Source organism: Pedobacter sp. GR22-6, assembly GCF_037402555.1.
GTDB lineage: Bacteria > Bacteroidota > Bacteroidia > Sphingobacteriales > Sphingobacteriaceae > Pedobacter.
This window is the reverse complement of record NZ_JBBEUC010000001.1, coordinates 1,385,538-1,406,527: the sequence shown is the minus strand read 5'-3', so window position 1 is coordinate 1,406,527 and position 20,990 is coordinate 1,385,538. Positions and strand designations below refer to the sequence as shown.

The 20,990-nt window shown below is 47.7% G+C and carries 25 protein-coding genes; 9 read left to right on the top strand and 16 right to left on the bottom strand.

Annotated elements, in window-relative coordinates; translation table 11 throughout:
• Nucleotides 1-9 precede the first annotated feature (9 nt).
• Nucleotides 10-594, bottom strand: coding sequence for a DUF4142 domain-containing protein (locus WAE59_RS06600; protein ID WP_337855148.1), 585 nt, complete (start codon nt 592-594; stop codon nt 10-12).
• Between the two features lie 220 nt (nt 595-814).
• On the opposite strand from WAE59_RS06600, the gene WAE59_RS06595 reads away from it, so the two are divergent.
• The 5 genes from WAE59_RS06595 (at nt 815) to WAE59_RS06575 (ending at nt 4,084) form a co-directional block, all read left to right on the top strand.
• Complete coding sequence (locus WAE59_RS06595; protein WP_337855147.1) at nt 815-1,573, top strand: SDR family oxidoreductase; 759 nt, start codon at nt 815-817, stop codon at nt 1,571-1,573.
• Nucleotides 1,574-1,623: 50 nt separating this feature from the next.
• The gene (locus WAE59_RS06590) at nt 1,624-1,773 is read left to right on the top strand and encodes a hypothetical protein (protein WP_337855146.1); all 150 of its coding nucleotides are present in this window, start codon (nt 1,624-1,626) and stop codon (nt 1,771-1,773) included.
• On the top strand, nt 1,770-2,441 hold the full coding sequence (locus tag WAE59_RS06585) for a DUF6766 family protein (protein WP_337855145.1): 672 nt from the start codon (nt 1,770-1,772) through the stop codon (nt 2,439-2,441). The genes WAE59_RS06590 and WAE59_RS06585 overlap by 4 nt, the downstream gene beginning before the upstream one ends.
• 95 nt (nt 2,442-2,536) lie before the next feature.
• Entirely contained in the window at nt 2,537-2,749 is a 213-nt protein-coding gene (locus WAE59_RS06580) for a hypothetical protein (protein WP_337855144.1), read from the top strand.
• A 60-nt stretch (nt 2,750-2,809) separates the two neighbouring features.
• Nucleotides 2,810-4,084, top strand: coding sequence for an NAD(P)/FAD-dependent oxidoreductase (locus tag WAE59_RS06575; RefSeq protein ID WP_337855143.1), 1,275 nt, complete (start codon nt 2,810-2,812; stop codon nt 4,082-4,084).
• Here WAE59_RS06575 and WAE59_RS06570 read toward each other — a convergent pair.
• From WAE59_RS06570 to WAE59_RS06535, 8 genes are all read right to left on the bottom strand, one after another.
• Nucleotides 4,079-5,059, bottom strand: coding sequence for a TIGR03885 family FMN-dependent LLM class oxidoreductase (locus WAE59_RS06570; protein WP_337855142.1), 981 nt, complete (start codon nt 5,057-5,059; stop codon nt 4,079-4,081). The two genes, WAE59_RS06575 and WAE59_RS06570, sit on opposite strands and share 6 nt — an antisense overlap.
• 21 nt (nt 5,060-5,080) lie before the next feature.
• Nucleotides 5,081-5,890, bottom strand: a complete 810-nt coding sequence (locus tag WAE59_RS06565; protein ID WP_337855141.1) for an inorganic diphosphatase — start codon at nt 5,888-5,890, stop codon at nt 5,081-5,083.
• Nucleotides 5,890-6,153, bottom strand: a complete 264-nt coding sequence (locus WAE59_RS06560) for a hypothetical protein (protein WP_337855140.1) — start codon at nt 6,151-6,153, stop codon at nt 5,890-5,892. Before WAE59_RS06560 ends, WAE59_RS06565 begins: the two co-directional genes overlap by 1 nt.
• Nucleotides 6,154-6,203: 50 nt before the next feature.
• Nucleotides 6,204-6,344, bottom strand: a complete 141-nt coding sequence (locus WAE59_RS06555; RefSeq protein WP_337855139.1) for a hypothetical protein — start codon at nt 6,342-6,344, stop codon at nt 6,204-6,206.
• A gap of 430 nt (nt 6,345-6,774) precedes the next feature.
• On the bottom strand, nt 6,775-7,275 hold the full coding sequence (locus tag WAE59_RS06550; RefSeq protein WP_337855138.1) for a CinA family protein: 501 nt from the start codon (nt 7,273-7,275) through the stop codon (nt 6,775-6,777).
• Nucleotides 7,276-7,578: 303 nt separating this feature from the next.
• Entirely contained in the window at nt 7,579-9,636 is a 2,058-nt protein-coding gene (gene glgX / locus WAE59_RS06545; protein WP_337855137.1) for a glycogen debranching protein GlgX, read from the bottom strand.
• Between the two features lie 16 nt (nt 9,637-9,652).
• Nucleotides 9,653-9,862 (bottom strand): hypothetical protein, encoded by a 210-nt coding sequence (locus tag WAE59_RS06540; RefSeq protein WP_337855136.1) that lies wholly within the window; start codon nt 9,860-9,862, stop codon nt 9,653-9,655.
• Nucleotides 9,863-9,991: 129 nt separating this feature from the next.
• Nucleotides 9,992-10,189, bottom strand: a complete 198-nt coding sequence (locus WAE59_RS06535; RefSeq protein WP_337855135.1) for a hypothetical protein — start codon at nt 10,187-10,189, stop codon at nt 9,992-9,994.
• Nucleotides 10,190-10,421: 232 nt separating this feature from the next.
• On the opposite strand from WAE59_RS06535, the gene WAE59_RS06530 reads away from it, so the two are divergent.
• Nucleotides 10,422-10,790 carry a DUF1810 domain-containing protein gene (locus WAE59_RS06530; protein ID WP_337855134.1) on the top strand — a complete coding sequence of 123 codons (369 nt, stop codon included), beginning with the start codon at nt 10,422-10,424 and terminating at the stop codon, nt 10,788-10,790.
• Between the two features lie 11 nt (nt 10,791-10,801).
• Here WAE59_RS06530 and WAE59_RS06525 read toward each other — a convergent pair whose 3' ends face one another.
• Nucleotides 10,802-11,695 (bottom strand): bestrophin family protein, encoded by an 894-nt coding sequence (locus tag WAE59_RS06525; RefSeq protein ID WP_337855133.1) that lies wholly within the window; start codon nt 11,693-11,695, stop codon nt 10,802-10,804.
• Nucleotides 11,696-12,011: 316 nt separating this feature from the next.
• Here WAE59_RS06525 and WAE59_RS06520 point away from each other — a divergent pair, with 316 nt between their 5' ends.
• The gene (locus WAE59_RS06520; RefSeq protein ID WP_337855132.1) at nt 12,012-12,530 is read left to right on the top strand and encodes a YciE/YciF ferroxidase family protein; all 519 of its coding nucleotides are present in this window, start codon (nt 12,012-12,014) and stop codon (nt 12,528-12,530) included.
• 47 nt (nt 12,531-12,577) lie between these two features.
• On the opposite strand, the gene WAE59_RS06515 is transcribed toward WAE59_RS06520, so the two are convergent.
• The 4 genes from WAE59_RS06515 to WAE59_RS06505 all read right to left on the bottom strand — a co-directional run bounded on the left by WAE59_RS06515 (nt 12,578) and on the right by WAE59_RS06505 (nt 15,820).
• Nucleotides 12,578-13,327 carry a DUF72 domain-containing protein gene (locus WAE59_RS06515; protein WP_337855131.1) on the bottom strand — a complete coding sequence of 250 codons (750 nt, stop codon included), beginning with the start codon at nt 13,325-13,327 and terminating at the stop codon, nt 12,578-12,580.
• Between the two features lie 10 nt (nt 13,328-13,337).
• A complete protein-coding gene (locus WAE59_RS06510; RefSeq protein WP_337855130.1) occupies nt 13,338-14,894 on the bottom strand; it encodes an FAD-dependent oxidoreductase in 1,557 nt (518 codons plus the stop codon).
• A 243-nt stretch (nt 14,895-15,137) separates the two neighbouring features.
• Nucleotides 15,138-15,350 (bottom strand): DUF3606 domain-containing protein, encoded by a 213-nt coding sequence (locus tag WAE59_RS25840; RefSeq protein ID WP_443147250.1) that lies wholly within the window; start codon nt 15,348-15,350, stop codon nt 15,138-15,140.
• A gap of 107 nt (nt 15,351-15,457) precedes the next feature.
• Entirely contained in the window at nt 15,458-15,820 is a 363-nt protein-coding gene (locus tag WAE59_RS06505; protein ID WP_337855129.1) for a hypothetical protein, read from the bottom strand.
• A gap of 703 nt (nt 15,821-16,523) precedes the next feature.
• Between WAE59_RS06505 and WAE59_RS06500 the strand changes: the two genes are divergently transcribed.
• Both WAE59_RS06500 and WAE59_RS06495 read left to right on the top strand, forming a co-directional pair.
• Nucleotides 16,524-18,734, top strand: a complete 2,211-nt coding sequence (locus WAE59_RS06500; protein ID WP_337855128.1) for a hypothetical protein — start codon at nt 16,524-16,526, stop codon at nt 18,732-18,734.
• Nucleotides 18,735-18,913: 179 nt separating this feature from the next.
• Nucleotides 18,914-19,144 (top strand): hypothetical protein, encoded by a 231-nt coding sequence (locus WAE59_RS06495; RefSeq protein ID WP_337855127.1) that lies wholly within the window; start codon nt 18,914-18,916, stop codon nt 19,142-19,144.
• A gap of 117 nt (nt 19,145-19,261) precedes the next feature.
• Here the strand turns inward: WAE59_RS06495 and WAE59_RS06490 are convergent, their stop codons facing one another.
• Entirely contained in the window at nt 19,262-20,659 is a 1,398-nt protein-coding gene (locus WAE59_RS06490; protein WP_337855126.1) for a PQQ-dependent sugar dehydrogenase, read from the bottom strand.
• 22 nt (nt 20,660-20,681) lie between these two features.
• Nucleotides 20,682-20,897, bottom strand: a complete 216-nt coding sequence (locus WAE59_RS06485; protein ID WP_337855125.1) for a hypothetical protein — start codon at nt 20,895-20,897, stop codon at nt 20,682-20,684.
• Nucleotides 20,898-20,990: the final 93 nt, after the last annotated feature.

Here is a 20,990-nt window from a genome sequence, read left to right as displayed (position 1 = left end):
TCGGGTTATCTATTTTAGTTGAGCCTGTATGGTATTGATCATCTCCAGGTGATGCTTTACTACCGGCGCCGTTTTAGCCGCGAAACCTTTCAGTTCAGCGTCCTGAACGTTTTTACTGCCATCCTCCATCAAGGCCAATGTTTTCTCATGCCCCTCCACCATTGCAGCGGTATAGGCTTTATCAAACTCAGCGCCCGATTTGGATTTCAGTTCCTCATATTTGGCCTGATGCATGGCATCCAGTGCAGTCGGCAATAGGATACTTTTAGCAGCAGCGATAGACTTCAATTCTTCATTCGCTTTGCTGTGGTCTTTTACCATCATCGAGGCGAATTCTTTTACCTTCGCATGGCTACCTTTTTCGAAAGCCAGTTTGCCAAATTCAACTTCCGCCATTCCGCTAACGGCTGCTTTGTTGCTGAAGGCCGTATCTGGCATCCCGGTACTCACCATGGCAGGATCATCAGAAAGCATCGTGTCAGTAGCCGTGGCGGAGGTATCAGTTGTTTCCTCAGCATTTTTTGAACTGTTGCCACAACTCTGAAAGCCGATTACGGCTCCCGAAATGGCGATTGCATAGATTAATTTTTTCATAGGTTTTTATCTTTGTTTGCTTCCATCAACCGATTACTCAGAGATTTGTTTTCAACAGCTGAAATTTCGATAAAACATTGGTACTGCGGTAAATACGCATCACACTGGTAAAATACCCGAATACCTGAAATATTGTCCTGAAGTGTACCTTGGGATAAACCCTTTCTCTCTTCAGCTGTTCTATCAGGCAGTTCATGTTGCTTTCATTAATCATCTACCTATGGAAAATTTAAAAGAATATTTACCGGAAAGTGTCAAAGGTAAAAATGCGCTCATTACTGGCGGCACCACCGGTATCGGAAGGGCGATTGCGATCTTGCTGGCTGCACAGGGGGCAAGGGTAGCTATCTTCGGTCGCCATGAAATGGAATTAGCGGATGCCATCGAAGCGATCAACGCGGTCAGTCCCGAACAGCGACCTGTGGGATTTATAGCCGATGTCGCTACGGAAGAAGGTATCAAAAGCATCTTTGAACAAATTGATGCCTACCTTGACCGGCTTGACATTCTGGTCAACAACGCCGCTCTCGCCTTCGACAGCATTACTTCAGGTTCTTATAGAGACTGGAAATACGTAACAGACACCAACCTATTGGGTTATATGGCCTGTGTGCATGAAGCAGTGAAACGCATGGAGCCCAATCACAGTGGCCACATCGTTAACATTGGCTCCATCAGCGCAGACGAACGCGGTAAGGACAGCTCAGTTTACGTGGCGACTAAAGCCGGTGTCCAGGGCTTTTCGGAGGCTTTGCGCAAGGAAGTGAATGAGCTGGGAATCAAAGTTAGCCTGATTGAGCCCGGACTGGTCGGCTCAGACATGATCGAAGTTCCGGCTGAAGAGCAACCTGCAGAAATCGAGGCCTTAAAAATGCTCAAAGCGGAAGACATTGCCATGAGCGTGCTCTATTGCCTTTGCCAGCCGAAACGGAGTGATGTGATTTACCTTCAAATCCGCCCCCATCTCCAGATACTCTAAGTCCCCGACAGTACAGACCCGTTCCGTCATTTACCTTAAATTTAATTATCATGTCACGTAAAAAATCATCCTCGAAAAAACAGCAGGCAAAAAAGGCCGATACCGGTGCCCTTGTTGCCGCACGCAGTTCCAGCGTATCCTTTCCAGCCATATCCAATAGCATCGAAAGCAGTTCTATCCAAAAGTCGGAAAGCATATGACCACTGATCGTCAGTCGAGATCCTTCCTTTATCGGAATGGCTTGAGTCTGGTTTTTTTAACTTTGTTCCTGCTGACGCTGGCCGCCCAGGCCATAACTGGCTGGAACAAACATAACCAGGATTTGAAAGAGGATCAGCAGGCGCAAATAGGAATAGGGACTTACCTGCAAAGCGGGCATTTCATATCGGCCACCTTCGAGAACTTTGAAAGTGAATTCCTGCAAATGGCCTTGTATGTCCTGCTTACGGTCTCCCTGAGACAAATAGGGTCTGCGGAATCCAAGAGTCTGGATAAACCGGAAGAGGTGGACCGTGAACCTGTACCCGGTCCGGATGCGCCCTGGGCAGTACGCAAGGGAGGCTGGATTCTGAAGGTGTATCAACATTCCCTCTCCATCGCCTTCGGCATCCTGTTCTTGACGAGCTGGGGACTGCACCTTTATGGCAGCTGGCAGAACCATAATGTAGCCCAGAGTGCGAAAGATTTGCCGAAAGATACAGTACTTCAATACCTGGGACAATCAGAATTCTGGTTTGAGACTTTCCAAAACTGGCAGAGTGAATTTCTCTCGGTTTTTGCCATCGTATTTCTCACGATCTACCTTCGGCAGAAAGGTTCGCCGGAGTCCAAACCGGTCGATGCTCCGGATATGGAAACAGGTAAATGATAGCCGGAGCTGCGGCTTTTACTGAAAACTTAAATTTTTAAAACCTGCAGACTTTGCTACTGTTAATTTTTCAATCAAAAAATAAAATCATACCTATGAAAAAACTAATGATGATCATGCTGGTTGCAGGCTTTAGCCTGACAGTTGCCGCGAGTCCTTTCCAGGAAAGGCAAGACACCACAAAAACACGTCAGGACACAACAAAAAAGCAGTCCAAACAGAAGTCCGATAAGAAAAAAGACAAAAACAAGGACAGTAAAAGGGACACCACCAGACGGGATGCCACAACTCGTCCTCCAATGAAGTAAAACTTATTCATTGTAAAGCATCCAGTCGGGTGCTTTAGTTTTATTACCTAAACATAGCTTATGGCCCTAACAAAAATTGTCATCGTAGGTGGCGGCTTCGCCGGACTGAATCTCGCTAAAACGCTGGAAGATAAACCCGGACACGAAATTACGCTGGTGGATCAGAATAATTACCATTTCTTCCCGCCCCTGCTCTACCAGGTTTCCACGGCCTTCATTGAAGCTTCCAACATCAGCTATCCTTTTCGCCGTATGTTCCAGTCCAAATCCCATTTTAATTTCCATATGGGTACGCTCAAACAGATCCATCCGGAAAAGAATACCATAGAAACGGATAAAGCGGAACTATATTACGACTTCCTCGTATTGGCCATGGGCACCGAGACGAATTACTTCGGAATGGAAAATGTGAAACGCGCTGCCTTACCCATGAAATCCATTGACGATGCACTGGAACTGCGCAACCATGTTTTGTTGAGGCTGGAAGAGGCTGCTGAAAGCAGTGATCCAGCTGAGCGCGAGCGGCTCGGAAATATCGTAATCGCCGGCGGCGGACCTACAGGTGTTGAAATTGCAGGCATGCTGGCCGAGATGGGCGGCAATATTGTAAAAAAGGACTATCCTACCGCGGCAAGTAGAGGCCTGGGTAAGATTTATCTCGTCGATGCACTGGACCGTCTGCTGGCTCCAATGAGCGCGAAATCCCAGCAGGAGGCCGCGAAAGTGTTAAAGGGGCTAGGGGTAAATATCCTGCTGAATACAGCAGTCAAGGATTATGTAGACCAACGGGTGATTTTCAGCAATGGCGAAAGCATCCCGAGTGCCACACTGATCTGGACCTCCGGCGTGATCGCCAGGGAAGCGCCAGGATTGCCTGAAGGGAGTACAGCGAGGGGTCGGCGGATCAAAGTTGATGAATTTAACAGGGTCTCCGGTTTGGCCAATGTATTTGCTATCGGAGATCTTTGTATTCAGGAAAGCGATCCTAAATTCCCCCAGGGCCATCCACAATTGGCACAGGTGGCCATTCAGCAAGGCACACTCCTGGCGAAAAACCTGATGCGGATCGGGGATGGTACAGCGATGAAGCCGTTCTTGTACAATGATAAAGGGTCCATGGCAATCATTGCCAAATACAAAGCAGTCGTGGATTTGCCTAAAGGGTTCTTTAAAGGTTTTTTTGCCTGGCTGGTCTGGCTGTTCATCCACATCATACCGATCGCCGGTTTTAGAAATAAATTAAAACTCGCCTTCAACTGGTTTTGGAGTTTCGCAACCAATGACCCGACGCTAAGGCTCATCATCCGGCCGGAAAAAAAACAGGAGCATTTATAGCTGGTTTTTGATCTGGCGTAGCTTAGGCAACACCCGCATTCCAAAGTCCTGGATGAATTTCTCCTGTGTGCGGTTTACGTTGTGCAGAATGATCCGCTCAAAGCCCAGTTCCATATCCGCTCTAAGCCAGCTGACGTGTTCCTCCAAATCCGCCGAGATCCGCACCATTGCCCTTAGGTCTTCCGGTTTTACAAACTCAGCGGCGGCATCAAAATGTGCGGTAGTGGGCAAATCCCCCAGAACTGTGCCCTGGAAAATGTTGGTCCGCCACTGGTCATGAGCACCTTGCAAAGCAGCCTCATCATCTGTGTCGTACGATAGCTGCACTTTCAGATGGACAGGTCTACCTGCACCACCGGAATCGCGGAAAGCCTGCACCACTGCCTTTAGCTCCTCATGCGGCCGATGTACCGTGACCAGTCCCTCTGCCCATCCGCCTGCCCAAGCTGCTGTCTCTTTGCTTACTGCCGCGCAGAACAACCTCGGCCGCTGTTCAGGCAAGGTATAGAGTTTGGCATTTTCTATGTTGATCAGTCCTTTGTGGGTAACGGTCTTCCCATCCAGCAGGTTCCGGATGATGTCGGCCGATTCCAGTAGTCGTTGGTTGCGGCTGGCTTTATCGGGCCATTTCTCTCCGGTGATGTTTTCATTTAAAGCTTCGCCACTGCCCAGAGCAACGTCAAATCTGCGCGGAAACATTTCCGCCAGGGTAGCCAGTGCCTGGGCAACGATCGCCGGATGATAGCGTTGACCCGGGGCGCAAACCATACTATAGGGAATGGTGGTCGCCTGCATGGCTGCACCCAGCCAGGCAAATGAAAAGCCACTTTGCCCCTGCCGCTCGCTCCAGGGATGAAAGTGATCTGAAGAACCGATGGCATCGAAACCTGAAGCTTCGGCAAGTTTGGCAAATCTGATCAGGTCGCTCGGTCTGAACTGCTCATGGGATACCTGGTAAGCAAACTGGGTCATCATATAATTTTTATAGTTTTGTTTTTAGATTTTACTGATGCGGATGCTGGTGATCAGGATGTCATCCTGCCGGAATTGTTTCAGGAGTGAGGCCTTTAGGTTTTTCCAGTAGGCTTCATCGATTGTTCCCACCAACACTTCGTGAACCAGCATGGCTTCTTTTACTGTCTCCGACCTGCCCTCTTTCCAAAAGCCTTCAGCCGGATTACGCTGGTATACGGTTAAGCCACCAAATTTCTCAGTCAGTTGATGCTGGAACTTTTCGTAGAAAGCGTCGGGAAAGCCCTTACCGTCTCTGTCCTGAAGCGGGAGCAATAACTGGACCAGCAAACTCGGTTCATCCAGTACTTTAGCCTTTTCAATCAAGGCTAACGCAGCATTTATCCCCAGCCTGCCCAGCACTTCAAATTTCTTACCTGCCTGTTGGTTATAGGCAATAAAGAAACTTTCAATCTGTGACAGTAATTCTTTAGGCAATGCTTTGATGCTGTCTATTTCTGCATATTGACTTGAGACCAGCGGGACAGCGATCAGGCGATCATTTCGCATCCGCTCCCCGTTACGCTCCTGCTGTGATACTTTCAGCGCGCCAATGATCCGGCAATCGATCGCGCAGCCACTGAAGGTCTCCATTTCAGAGATCACCAGCACGTCCAGGGGATCTCCGTCACCTCCCCTGGTTCCGGGAATAAATCCGAAGTCGAAGGGAAACACCAGTCCTGCCGGCATGACCTTTTTCAATTTGAATAAGCCTAAGGCGGCGTCAAAGTCAAACTTCGCCCCTTTGCCTTTTGGCGTTTCGATGATAACAGTGTAGTGCCTAATTGCAGCCATTAATGATTGCCCTCCTGACGGGTTGCATTTTGTCGCTTGGTATCTGTCGTATCCGTACCGGTTCCATTACTGCCAGACATGCTGCCCGTATTGGTCAGGGTGTCTGTTCCAGCAGCCTCTGCGGTACTGCTGGTTGTCGTATCTATGGTCTTTTCGGCCCGCGATTCGGGAGAAGCACAACCTGCGACCAGTAGTAGGGCTAGCAAAGCCTGGCCGATTAGGATCGTAAAAGCATTTCTTGTTTTATAGACTCGGATATACATAATTTAGGTTTTAATGAAGTTGAATAATGTTACCTTTTACGCGCTGTTTGCTATAGCAACCGAAGTAAATAATTGGGTCTTTTGACAGGTTTGGGCCGCTGTGGAGTCTTGCTGTCATCTTGTTTTTTTTCCTGGCCAGCTTGGTTTGTTTCCTCAGGTAGCGGGTTGGTTTTTTCTTGTTGAGTTTTCATAGGAATGATTTTTAAGGATAACATGTGCAGGCTTAACTGGTTTAGCCGAAAGATAAAAGGGGTAGAAAACCATGGATATAGGTATTTAACGTATTGATTTCCGTTACGGGTAATGTTTCCGGTGCTCATCGGCTTCTCTGCCCGGCTAATGTGCCAGTTTGAAATTTAAGATATCATGTTTTTCCCCGACCCTGCTGATGACCCCTTCTGCCCAAATATCAATGTGTGATTTGAATTTCCTGCCATGAGTTCGGGTACTTGATCCCAAATTACCAGCTAGCCTTGTCCGGACCAGAATCAGGCCGGTTGCTGATTTGAAGTTTTTCATGACCGGACATGCAGCAGTTTGTGGTTGACCCTTTCACCGCACTGATGAAAGCAGATCTCGCGGTGCTTTGGAGTTCCTAGGGGCAAATTCTCACAGCCAGCTTCAAAGCGTCACACCCAGCCTCTTAAATAATAAGTCAGCGGTCCAGCAGACGGACTGAAGAATGATTTGCGTATGCTCGCCCTGGAAAAGCCGACGCTCAGCAAAAAGCTGGCTTTCACCTTTCATGGCACATACGAACATCGTACCCACTGGCTTTTCCTCACTTTCACTTCCACCCGGGCAAGGCAGTCCGGTGATACCCACATGAATGTCTGCTGAGATCAGCCGTGTTAATCCCCGGGCAATGGCTTCCGTCACTTCCATCGATTCTGGCGTGTACTTTTCAATCAGCGACTCAGGAACCCCCAGCAAGGTTGTTTTCAGACGCGCATCATAGCAAACCAGGCCTCCAGTTAAAAATTTACCTGCATTGCAGGGCAAAGAGAACTCCGCTGCCACGCGACCAGCTGTAGCACTCTCCGCGAAAGCGATGCTTAGGCCCTGCGCTAGCAGCAGTCCTGCGGCCCGGTCGATAGCTACTCGTAAATCTTTTTCAGTCATAAGTCATCAATCATTTAATGTCAGGAACTCATTGATCAGGTAACAATTGAAAAGCGGAATGGTTATGGATGATCACCTCGCAGCAAAGACAGGTATTAATCCTCCAAACACGTGTTAATATCGATCCAAAGGTACCGACAATGTATTTACCTAGGATTCACCCACTGGAGGAGCGGCAGCAAATAACACCTTCAAAGCGGCAGTTGAGGCCGACCACGCCGCTCTCGGGGCCCGTACACGCATTATCCAGCGATCGTCCGAAAAGCTCAAGTCAATGTTTTTGTATTTTACTTTCATTTCTATTTATTTGGTTTTCAAGACCATCACCGTTCTTCCTTCTACCACCATTTCCGCTTCAGGCTGATAGCTTTCCTGCAATTCATTCAGGCCTGTGTCCAGCACGAGCTCCCAGTCAGCACCGAACTGCGCTGGCGGCATCCGGAACATCACGCCCTCATGATGGGCATTGAAAAGGATGTAGAAGGCAGTACCCTCAGCCTGCAGGAAAACAGCCAGCGATTTAGCGAAGTCCTCCTCCCAGTTGTGTGCTTCCATTTCGGAACCCTCTGGCAAAAACCAGGCGATATCAGGTACACCCTTATCTTTCAGCGGCTCCCCCTTAAACCATTTGCGGCGGCGTAACACGGGATGATCTGCCCTTAGTTTGATGAGACGGCGGGTGAATGTCAGCAACTCCTGGTCCGCCTGGTCCCAGTGCAGCCAGGAGAGTTCATTGTCCTGGCAATAAGCATTGTTATTTCCTTTCTGTGTCCTGCCTAGTTCATCTCCCGCAACCAGCATCGGTACGCCCTGAGAAAGAAATAATGTTGTCAGGAAGTTCCGTTTCTGACGGCTCCTTAGCGCATTGATCCCGGCATCCTCGGTATCTCCTTCCGCTCCGTAATTGCTGGAACGGTTATGTTCTTCCCCATCCTGGTTGTCTTCCCCGTTGGCCTCATTGTTCTTCTGGTTATAGCTCACCAGGTCATGCATGGTAAAGCCATCGTGGGCAGTAATGAAATTGATACTTGCCGTAGGGCTGCGGTCATTGTCCTGGTACAGGTCCGGACTGCCTGTGAGCCTGGAAGCAAATTCACCGAGCATGCGCTCCTCCCCGCGCCAGTAATCCCGGATGCAATCACGGTACTTGCCGTTCCATTCTGCCCAGCCCGAGGGAAAGTTGCCCACCTGGTAACCGCCTTCCCCGATATCCCAGGGCTCGGCAATCAGCTTCACCTGTGAGATCACCGGGTCCTGGTGGATGATGCTGAAAAAAGCACCCAGCATATTGACTTCATTAAGTCCGCGGGCCAAGGTAGAGGCCAGGTCGAAGCGGAATCCGTCTACATGCATCTCTAATATCCAATAACGCAAACTGTCCATGATCATCCGCAACACATTCGGCGAATTGGCATTAAGGGTATTCCCGGTTCCCGTATAATCCATATAAAAACGCTTATCCTCGGTAAGGCGGTAATAGCTTTCATTGTCCACTCCTTTGAATGATAGTGTCGGTCCCTGATGATTGCCTTCCGCGGTATGGTTGTAGACCACATCGAGAATGACTTCTATTCCCTCACGGTGCAGCGCTTTGACCATATCCTTAAATTCACGCACCTGCTGGCCATGTATCCCGGATGAGCTGTACCGGCTGTTAGGCGCGAAAAAACCGATGGTATTGTATCCCCAATAATTGCTCAGACCACGCTCTTCAAGGTGACGATCGTTGATAAACTGGTGCACTGGCATTAATTCAATGGCAGTCACGCCCAATTGCTTTAAATGCCCAGTGATTGCAGGATGAGCAATAGCGGCATAAGTTCCCCTGATCTGCTCCGGAATTTCAGGATGCAGCTTGGTCAGACCTTTAACATGGGCCTCGTAAATCACTGATTCGTTATAATGAGACCGCGGCGGCTGTACGCCCTCCCAGTCATAGCTGGAATCTATCACCACGGATTTGGGCATAAAAGGGGCACTGTCAACCTCGCTCATGACCAGATCATCTTTAGTCAGCTCATAGCCGAATAGACTGTCATGCCAGTTAACCTTTCCAGATATCGCTTTAGCATACGGATCTATCAGCAATTTATTGGAATTGTAGCGCTGACCTTCTCCCGGCTTGTAAGCACCATAAATACGGTACCCATAACATTGCCCCGGCCCGATCTCTGAAACGTACGCATGCCATACATGCCGTGTTCTTTCCGTCAAGCGTATGCGTGCGGTTTCGGCATCGTCATCCTGACTAAAAAAACAGAGTTCTACTGCTTCTGCGTTGGCTGCATAGATGGCAAAATTTACACCTTTTCCGTCCCAGCTTGCACCCAGAGGAAAGGGATTCCCTGAAGAATGTTCCATTTTTGTAGGTGATTCGTTAACTTATAGAATGAATTTGAGTGTAACCTATCGCTACAGCAGCCTTAATAAAATAACTCCGGCGAATGTATTTTGGCTTATCCGCAAGGACGTTAAGTTGAATGCGATGCTGCTGAGATCTGTTCTCTAAATTGGACGCAGCTTTACTCCTTAATAGTTTTGCCTGAGCAGGCTGCTGAAGCAACTGCTTTTGATCAATTTGTGCCATGTTCATAGGAATTTTAAGCTAAAACCACCATACCTGTATCCTTGTTTTTGCAGACTTAAATCCCCGTATTTATTGCGGATCGCCAGTACTTACCGAATAGCTTTAAGCAAAATACGTCAGCAGTTAAAATCAATCATCGGGGGAGTTTGCTTTTTCCTGAGGATGCTGGTCGAAATATTCGCGGGCTTTACGAAGTCCTGTAGCAATTGCCAGGCCTTCATCACCGCTCTCTTTCAAAATTTCATTAGCGATCTCTACTGCCTTTTCCCGGATCTGTTTGGGCTGGTTTTTATAAGATGGTGGGTAGTCTCCTTTAGTCCATGGCATAATCCTCCTTTTTTATAATCTCAACACCCAACGTAAAAGAATGTTTTGTACGGGCCATTCGTCGTTTCATTCCCCGGAAATATTCCTTCTCAAAGCCTTGAAAAACCAAATCCTATTTAAAGTGGTTATGGATCCTAAGAAATGTCAACTACAAACTTCGAGCGATGGATAACACTGATATACACGGACTGGACCGCTTCGTCCTAGCCAGCAAAGAGATTTCGAAACAGCTTTGACAGAGATTAGTTATGGCAAAAAGCAAACACACTGGATGTGGTACATCTTTCCGCAAATCCAGGGCCTGGGTTTCTCTGAGTCCGCTAAATATTATGCCGTCCGGGATATAAGGGAGGCCGCCGCTTACCTCGCTCATCCGATCCTGGGTGCACGCCTTGAGACCATAGCGCGGGAGTTACTCAAACACAAAGACAAAACTGCGCAGCAAATCTTTGGCAGTCCAGATGACCTCAAACTGCGTTCCAGCATGACCCTTTTTGCCGCCCTGCCAGCTGCAGACCCGGTATTTAGTCAGGTCATAGATCAGTTCTTCAAAGGAGAAAGCGACCTGAAAACGCAGCATATTTTAGGCATGCAAGCTTAGGGCAACTGAACTCATTTCAGGTAGAAATCGTCGGGCTGACGCGGCTGTGGCACCTGCTCTAAGTCCAGCAATTGCTTGATATTGATCTCGATATTTGTAGCGATCGCGCTCATGGCGGTATCGGTTGGCCTGTCGCTGAAAGGATCCTGCAAATGGGTAGCGGTCCTTTCCAACAGAAAGAAAAATGCAGCAACAACCATCAGTAAGGGAATTTCAATATAGCTTTCCAGGTCCCTCAGCGAAATGGACAAGGTCACAATGAACACATAAATGATCAGGTGTAAAAAAAGCCTATAAGTAGCCGGAAACACGGTTGATTTGATACGCTCAGCCATGCCCATCCAGTTGGTCAGCGCAGTCACCGTCCGGTTCAGTTGAACATGTTCATACTGACCCATTGACCCTTGATGGTGCAATGTTTTCAGATCTTCAGTATGGTGACGCAGTAATGCGAGCGGCTTATTCACATGCGGTGCCACTCTGCTGATTTCCTCATCGGTCATAAATTGCCAGCTCGCAGAGAGCGGGTCGTGTCCCCGAAGACTCTCTGCGAGACTATAACACCAGGCAATTTGCCGGAGCGCAATTCTTTTGATCGTTTCCTGATTTCCGAGAGCTACAAAGGCAATCAGTTGAAGCACCAAATTCCTGGAATCATTCACAATGCTGCCCCATATTTTTCTGGCCTCCCACCAGCGGTCGTAGGACTGGCTGAGCTTAAAGGAGAGTACAACTGAAATCGCAGTACCCAGGAAGGTTGGGATTACAATCGGGATAGCGGGGATTACATGCACAAATAGCCGGGTAACGGTGTTGACCATAACGCCAATCACTAAGATGTAAAACAGTTCAACTTTAATTTTTCCAACAATGTATCTAAAAGGAATTTTCTTATCTAATAACATAACGTTCGGACATTTTTTCAACCAATTTATTAAAAGCACTGCGACTGTGTCGTGTCTATGGCATTCCCTGTATACGCACAAGTTAAATGCCATCGCAAGACGAGCGCTTCTGGGCTGAAAATTTTGCAGAACATCTTAAGATTCCCTCAGCGCTAGATGTCAAAATTTCCTAAAACGTACAATACTTAATGCTGGCAGACCGCTTGAGAAGGGTCAATCACCTCATCGCCAATCTAATAATATCGAGGAACTTTCCGAAAACCATATCCGCGGCTACTTGTTCTCCTGACGATCATTAACCTTAAATACTTGACATATGGCAAATTCAAAAAACAGTCCTGCTGCAATGCCGAACGGACACCTACACGAATTATTTGTTGATGAGCTGAGAGATATCCTCGGCGCAGAAAGACAGTTACTGAAAGGGTTGAAAAAACTGGCTGCAGCTACTGAAAGTGAAACACTTAAAAAAGCCTTCGAAACGCATTACACGCAAACTGAAGGACAGATTGAACGCTTAAAACAAGCTTTTGCCTCCATCGGTCTTTCAGCCAGAGGTAAAAAATGTAAAGCCATGGAGGGCTTGCTGGAAGAAGCAGATGAGATCACTGAGAGCTTCCAGGACCAGCCAGAAGTCATTGATGCAGCATTGATTTCTGCGGCCCAAAAAGTGGAGCATTATGAAATTGCAAGCTATGGCTGCCTGGTAACCTATGCTAAATTGATGGGACACACTGAAGCGGAAGAATTACTCGCTGCTACGCTGGCGGAAGAAAAAGAAACGGACACCCTTTTAACGGAAATCGCCCTTTCAGAAGCAAATGTGCCATCTTAAATGCTAGCAAAAACAGGCTGAGCTTTACGTGTCAGCCTGTTTTAAATTCATACATCGCGACGTTTCTCGGACTGTTCCCTAGTCATTTTGAGGAACATTTCTGCATTTACAGTAGCAAATCCCTGTACGTCATTATTAAAATAGATATAAGCCCGCTTCAGTCCAGCTACGCGTTCTACCTTACTTACCAGGTCAGAAAGTTCCTGCTCAGCATATCCCGAAGAGTACAGCGCTTCTCTTCCATGCATGCGGTAATACAATCGCCTAGTATTACCTACCACATTTGTAGGGAAATCAGGGTGCGACATTCCACAGAACGCTACCTGGTGTGCGCCCAATCTGGAGATGACCTGCGCATCCCACCAACTGGGATGCCGGAACTCCGCAACATTCTCAAAACAGGGATTTACCGCACTGATGATCCGCTCCACATGGGCATCTGAAGCCGAAAAGTTGGGTGGAAATTGGAACAATACGTTACCCAGCTTATCTTGCAGTCCTTCCTGCACCAAGCCGTAAAAATCGGCCATCATATTAGAAGTATCATTCAGTTTCTTAAAATGCGTAATAGATCTCGGCACCTTGACAGAAAAAAGGAAATCATCAGGCGCACGTTCATACCATTGCCGGAGCGTAGCCAATTTAGGGAAGCGGTAGAAGGTCACATTGAGTTCCAGTGTAGAGAAACGCTGGCAGTAAAAATCAAACCAGTTTTTAACCGCCAGCTTTTCAGGATAGAATTTGCCCCGCCAATGCCTATAGTGAAATCCGGAACAGCCAATTAGGTATTGTATCATGAGATAGTTTCTAGACTCCCGGTTCTGTTGTCAGATTGATTTGCTTCAGGTCTTTTTGTGGTGGCCCGCAAATGACTTTGCCCGAGGTATCAAACCTGCCGCCATGACAGGGACAGTCCCAGCTCTGCTCAGCCGCATTAAAATTCACAATACAGCCTGCATGCGTACAAACCGGGCTAACTGCAGTCACTTTGCCCTGAACATCTTTGTAGATGGCCAGTTTTTCACCCTGAAACTCAGCAATCTTACCTTCTCCCCTTTTGAGTTCAGAAAGCTTTTCAATGTCCTCCGCACCAAATCTATCTGCTAAAAAATACCAGGCAACATCCGCATTCTCCTTCACAAACTCGGAAAATCCGGCTACTGGTTTCAATCTCGAGGGCGAATATAAACTACTGTAGGGGTTTTCAATGCCGAGAATCTGGTCAGAAATGATCTTGCCAGACAACGTGCCGAACATCATGCCATTTCCGTTGAAACCGGTCGCGATATAGGTGTTATTGCCAGTTGCTGACAAAGGTCCTATGTATGGCAATCCATCCACAGGAATATAGTATTGTGAAGACCAGCGGTAAGCCACGGAGTCAACCTCGTAATGCTCCCTGGCATATTGCTCCAGGTTCGCAAAGGCCTGCTCGGGATCGGCATGACCAGTTTTATGGTCTTCTCCCCCTACAATCAGGTAAGGTTGCCCATCGATATGGTGTGTACGGAAATAATGATATGGCTCCTGCATGTCGTAAGACAAGCCTGTTGGGTACTGATTATTTTTGAGTATGATTCCCAACACATAACTCCGATAGGGCGCACAGCGAAGACTATAGGCAGTAATACCTGGTGGCATATGGGTCGCATAGACCAGGTTTAGGCCTTTCAATTTTTTTTCACCTGCAACAATGGTGATCATGCCTTCGGATTTTTCTCTATCGCTCACAAAACTGTCCTCCAATATCACTCCACCCAAATCCAAAAAGGCAGCTGTCAGACCCTTAAGGTATTTTAAAGGATGAAATTGTCCCTGACGGGCAAACCGGATCGCTTTATCGAAAGTAACGGGGACATCATTGCCATCTGATTCAGTCACTGCAATTCCCGCACGACGGGAGGCCTCCAAAATTTCCTGCAGTTGCTTACTCTCCTTTTCATTTTCGGAAAAAAGGTACCCTTCTTTATATTCCAGGTCACACTCAATCTGATACTCTTCCGCTAATGTGGCAATAATTGACATCGCTTCTTTACCCGAGTCGGCTACCTGTTTGGCCTGCGCTTGTCCGAAATCACTTTCGATCTCCGGATTGGTCGCATCAAAGAATGTGTTCAGATGCGCACTGGTTCCCCCGGTCGTTCCAAATCCAACTTTGCCGGCTTCAACGATGAGGCATCTTTTTCCAGCCTTTTGTAACAGCAATCCAGTAGTAAGGCCAGTGATACCGGCACCAACAATGAGCACATCATAAATGATTTCAGCAACATCAGATTTCTGCTGTGTAATTTCTCCTGGAGAAGTATTTTGCCAGGGGCTCAAGCTTTGAGCATCTCTGGGATTTAGGGTAAGATTATTTTCCATAGCTTCGATTATTAACTTCATTTGAGCTGGTCCTCAAGTGCGGCATTAGGGTCGCACCATTGCAGGAACACGACCGTGTAACACCTTCGACAGAAAAAAGTTTAACTGATCGATTGAGGGAATTAATTGAAATCGCAATTGATAACATAAAATTTCCAATCCGCTTAAGTCCATGCCATCCTGGTGACCTAATAGACATCACAGGAATGAATAGCGAACGATGAATGATGCAGCCGGACTATACTAAAGTACTCCTGCCGCGCTTTGACCGGGCCGGCGGTGATCTTGCAAGTAACGAGCGATGTGCAAAATACGATTGCTGCAACAGGCGCGGACCGCTGTTTTCAGTGCCATCGGACTTACCCGAAATTTACTCGCCCAATAACAGATCTCATGCTGTTGAGCGCAGTCCAGAATAAGCTCCGGATCGAATTGTTGATTATTTTGCCCTTCCATGAATAGGTAAATTTGGTTAGATCAGGACAACATTTACCAGCGAAAAAGGTTTTGAACAGCCATTAAAAAGCCGCAAAATTTCGGCTTCAGCACAACCTTAGGATTGATTATTTCCAATCTTTCTTTGTCCATTGCGTAAGCATTACTGTGGCCAGTCCGGCGACCACCATTGACAGGTTAAAGCTGATTGCTCTGGGTTTTCGCCGAATGCCGGGATAAGCTGTAAGTAAACTCAAACCAGACAAATTTGCGATGTCAACCACTTTATGCAACTTCATCGGGATTCTCGGGAAAATCGCCACAGGGTGACGGCTAAGAGCGGAATATAAAAAAATTTCCAGGGCCAGCCCCCGATACAGCTGAACCGTCTTCTTGTTGCAACCGATCAGACGAGGCACCGCAAACAAGGCGATTGCAAAGGCGTAATCTACCAAGCCATGCGCAGCTGGTGTAATGGGTTTTAGTTTCATAATTAATGGTTAAAGTCCAGGGTTATAGATCAGGCAAACACTTTCCTCCAAGACCTATTTTTTGAGATAACAGCGACTGAAATCAAAGGTTTTGATAGATTTATATTCAAGTAGCTTTCGTCGCCCAGCCACCGGACAGGTAGGACAAATCCAGCCGTAGCGAGCGGGCAGTTTCCCGGGGGGCCGATCGGCCTTCGGAACATCCTTAAGAGGATCTGGACAGTGATTGAAGAAAAAAAGCCGGCTCCTCTACCTGCAAGAATCGCTTAGACATTCGGCTCCGGACTGGAAAAATTTGACGGTAGATAGGTATGAAATGAATTACAGCCCTTGATAATGCGGCAAATACGCTGCCAACCTGATTATTACGTGTTCTAATTAAATCAAAAACAAATATTCCTGAAAGGAGTAATACTACCAAATCCCTACGTTATGAAAAACGGTGAAAAATCAAGTTCAAATTCCAATCCTGGTTTAGAGGAAAACGACGAGCTGAGGTCAAAGACGAGTTCATCATCCACTCCGCGAGATGAGGTTACAAAAAATGAGGAACATCCAGACTCCAGCTCGGAGAATAATGAGACCCGGGAGTCAGGCAAGGTTTCCGGGGAATGGCCAACAGTCTCCTGGCCTTAGCTAAATAACTGGACAAAAAATTGATATCCTCTCTAATTTCTGAATTATTACCTAGATACCTATTGTCATGAATGGAATGTCACCATGGGCGGCAGCGGCCGCCAGCGAACTGGCTGGGACGGAAGACGCTTTATTTTCAGCATCCCTCGCCTCCTATAATTTTAAAATTATCAATACCAGCGATGCGATTTGGATCTGCGCAACACCACCGGGCGGCGGGCAAATGGCCTTTCGCTGCGTTTTCGCCGCTGGTTCAGCCCTGGTAGTTACTCGCATTAAAAAGCACGATAAAGGCCTTGATCTTTCGCTCAGCAGCGGGGCTGGAATATTCGAGACCAGGATTACTTTTGAAGATGCTGAAGTTCCTGTGCTCAGGTATACCACCTCCCTTAAACCGGAACGGGACCTTTACATACCCTTTTGGCCCCGGGACATCCTGCTCACCACAAAAAAAGGAAATGCTGAAAATACAGCAGGGCAGATCCATGCCAGCCAGTGGGGCACCCGCTCGGGTTTTATCTACATGAGCATGACCCGCCCGAAGTCATCATCAATATTCTACTTGCAGAACCTGACTGCCCTCAATGACTATTGCCAACAGACGGAAACTTCGCTAGGGGACAGTGTCGGCGGCAACTGGCCGGAGCTTGGATTTGCCCTGCCCGTGGCAAACAAGAAACCGCTACGCGCAGGTAAAAAGGTAGTCATCAGTGACGCCTTTGTAGCCTTTGAAAACAATGTACCGGAATCAGAACCAGAAATGATCAGGGGCTACCTCAATCTGCTGGAGAGAGTGTACATGTGTTTACCGCTACCTGCAACAAACTATCAGCACTGGCCCGAAGTATTAGATAAGGGTTTGAAAGACCTTATCGACAGTCCTGGTTGCTGGACACAAGTGGCAGGACACCAATATTTCAACGCGTATGTGAGCGACTACAACACGCCGCCGGAAATCATGGTACAGCTTGCTGTACTCCTACCACTGCTCGACTACGTGGAATGGAGTAAAACTGATCTGGAAGTGATGAAAACCATCAAGGAGGGTCTGCCAGCGTTCTTTGATGAAAAGCTCGGCACCATCACCCGCTGGCTGCCTGCCTCTGAAGATAAACTGGAAGGGGAAGAAGAACAGAAACAGGCCGGCGTGATGGACAGCTGGTACCTGCACCATCCGCTGCTGAATTTATCAAGACTAGCCCTAAAGGGAGATAAGGTCTGCGAAAAGCTATTTCTGGACTCTTTGCCTTATGCCATGAAAGTAGCCCGGCACTTCAAATACCAGTGGCCGGTATTTTACAAAATGGATACGCTGGAAATACTCAAGGCGGAAACCGCCGAAGGAATGGGCGGAGAGAAGGATGTTGCAGGTATTTACGCGCACGTGATGCTCCAGGCCTGGGAACTCACCAATGACAAACGCTACCTGAATGAAGCTGAAAAAGCTGCCCAATCCCTTCAGGGTATGGGCTTCCAAATCTTTTATCAAGCCAACAGCACCGCTTTTTCTTCCGGCGCGCTGCTTAGGCTTTATAAGATCACTAAAAAAGAAGTATACCTGGACCTGAGCTACATGTGCTTGGCAGGTATTTTCCGCAATACTCAGCTTTGGGACTGCAATTATGGTTATGGCAAGAACTTCCCGACTTTCTTTGCCTTGTTCCCCTTAAACGATGCCACCTATACAGCCGTATACGAAGAGCAGGAAGTATTTTGTGCTCTACATGACTACCTCAGGCATGCTGAAGGCCTGAACATCCTCCCTTCCGTGAGATTATTGATCGCGGAGTACATCCGCTACCTGGTAGACCGTGCCGTATACTATTACCCAACTATGCTGCCTAAAGATATGCTGGAGGAGAAGCCCAAAATAGGTGAAGTTGACACCAAGCTCTGGATAGCCCTCGAAGACCTGCAGGACGGCTGGCTTAAATCCGGGACGGTGGGCCAGGAAGTATATGGTGCGGGGAACGCCTTCGGCATCCTTCCCAGACATTACCTTCAGGTGCCCGGAGAAGAATTCCTGATTTATGTAGATTACCCGACAGCTGGATTCAACGCGAGAAAGGGACAAGATATACATTTTTCCATACTGGGAGATCAAAGGATGCACTGTAGGATGATGATCGTCAGGACGGGAACTGCCAAGCTTCCGGAATTCGAAGTGATTGGGAGTGGTTTGAGTCAACGGCTGGAAGGAAACGAAGTCAACGATGGAAATCTCGAATACCTGGTCAATGGAAATCAACAGATTTCCATCAGCTGGGGGAAATCCTAAAGCCAATCAGTTCGGGTGATGTTTAGCAAGGCTATTAGCTCGGATTCCTGAGGAAGTTCTATCCTTGTAAATCACAAAATTTAAGCGGTCAGCTGGGCGGTATTTATTCGCTTATAATTATATTTGAGTCCAATTATTAATTTTTGATCCAGGATATGAGCCTTATTTAGTTATTCATTATGAGCCAACCACTACGCATAACTTATGAAGGTAAAGACTACAGTTATATCATTCTTAACCGACCACTCAGCAAAAAGACATTCCACTTGCGAGTTCTGCTAGAGGGGGAGGAATTTGAACTGCAGCTGGATGAGCACAATCAATGGAAGTATTCCGGCACCGGCAACACCGATAATCCTGGTCTGCTGAACGCGATCGCCCGAACCATTTCCCTCCGTTGGAGACTTTAGCTTCTATTCGCTGATCAGCCCGGCCTGAGCCGCCAGTTTGAACAGAGTTCAGTGATCCCCCCAATTGCAAAAGCCCAAAATGTTAAAGCTTTGGACAGGAGGCAGTTTTGTGAATCTTCAGCGCTTTAACCTGAATTCCAGCAGACACCCACGAAAGTTAGTCGCCTTTGGGTTATCCTCGGTAGGACCCGAAGTAATCGCAGAGCTGTCTGTAACCAGATAAATCCTGCTGCCATCCCTGGAAACCGCAACATCCCTGTACCTTGCCCTTGATGCGAAGTATTCAGATACCCGATGATCGACAGAGCCATCGGCATTGAGTTTCAGCCGAAGTAATTTACCTTGCTTGAGGGAGGTGATCAATATGGATTGGTTCCAGGCGGGTATCGTTGTTGACCGGTAAACCGTGATTCCAGATGGTGCGTACGCATTCCAGTCTGCTTTTTCCTCCCGCTGGATGGTGCCAAATAGCTTGCTCAGCGATGATTGAGCAGTCGGGTAAAAACTATATACCGGTTCCCGGAAACTTTTTCCGATGGAATCTGCATTACTGCGCTCTGACCGAATCACCGGATAGCTGGTATGCCATTTTCCCGGATAGCTTTTCTCGGTTGAAACGGAGGCGGCAAGTCCGTCATAATTTCCCTCTGCGTAGCCGATCACCAGGGGATGCCCATAATTCCCCTCCTTAATCACTTCATTCATTTCATCATCAGAATAAGGCCCATGTTCGGATGAATAAAGCTTATCCTTGCCAGAAAGTTCGGTATAAGCCAGGCCCTGCGGGTTTCTGTGACCTAATGACCAGACCGCACTCTGTTGATTTATCGGGTTATCAACGGGTATCCAGCTTTCTTTTGACGAGGGCTTGAGGTTAAAACGCAGTATTTTCCCTTCATAGCTGAGTGGATCCTGAGCTTTATTCGGACGTCCGCCATTTGAAAATTGCCCAGCGCCCTGATCTCCTACGGCATAAAAAAGATAGGGTGTTCCCTTTATCGGTGCAATAACCATTCTCCCACCGTTATGGTCATTACTTGCTGGCACCGTATCGCAGATGACCTGCGCTGAGCTAAGCTCCCTCCTGGCGGTATCGTATCGATACCGCGCCAGCCTCAATAGGAAGCGATTGGCATCTAAATGCCGGTACACATAGGCGAGATAAACGTAGGGCTGCCCCTTACTGAATTCCGGATGCAATGCCAGGCCCATTAATCCACCCTGCGGCGTAGCCTGTTTTGCCTCTTTCAGTAAATCAAATGCGAGAAACTCCCTTTCGGCATTTAAATCCAGCACAATGATCTTCCGACCGGTCCTGGGATCAATTTTCAGTACGCGGTACCCCTTGGATTCGTTGATCCAAAGATCACCATCAGGGCCAACCGCGACAGACCAGGGATCACTCAGGCCGGAGGCGATGATCCGGCTTTCGAACTGGGGCCCGGGCGCTATAGCAGATGGAAAGAAGACGCAAATAACGGAGCTTAACAAAACTGGAAAAAAATAACCTTTCATCGATGTTTCGGTTCTGAATTAATTAGTTTCCTATGGTATCCACTGTCGCCGCGGGTGTGCCGGTATTTGCTCCCCTGCCGATGGCTGTATCGATGGGCGTAGCCAGGGAATCCGTTGAGCTTGTCGAGTCCAACCTGCTGGATTTCGTGGCGTCCTCGGAACTTTGATCGGCTTTGTCGGAGCCGCAGGCTGCAAAAAATAAAGTAAGCGCAGTGATGGTCATTAAGAATTTTCTCATAAGGGATAATTTTGTAAGCTGAAGAATTGAACAGTTGTTAGCAAGGACACTTGTAACATCAGATTGTTTCAGAAAAAATAGATTGCTCCTTTC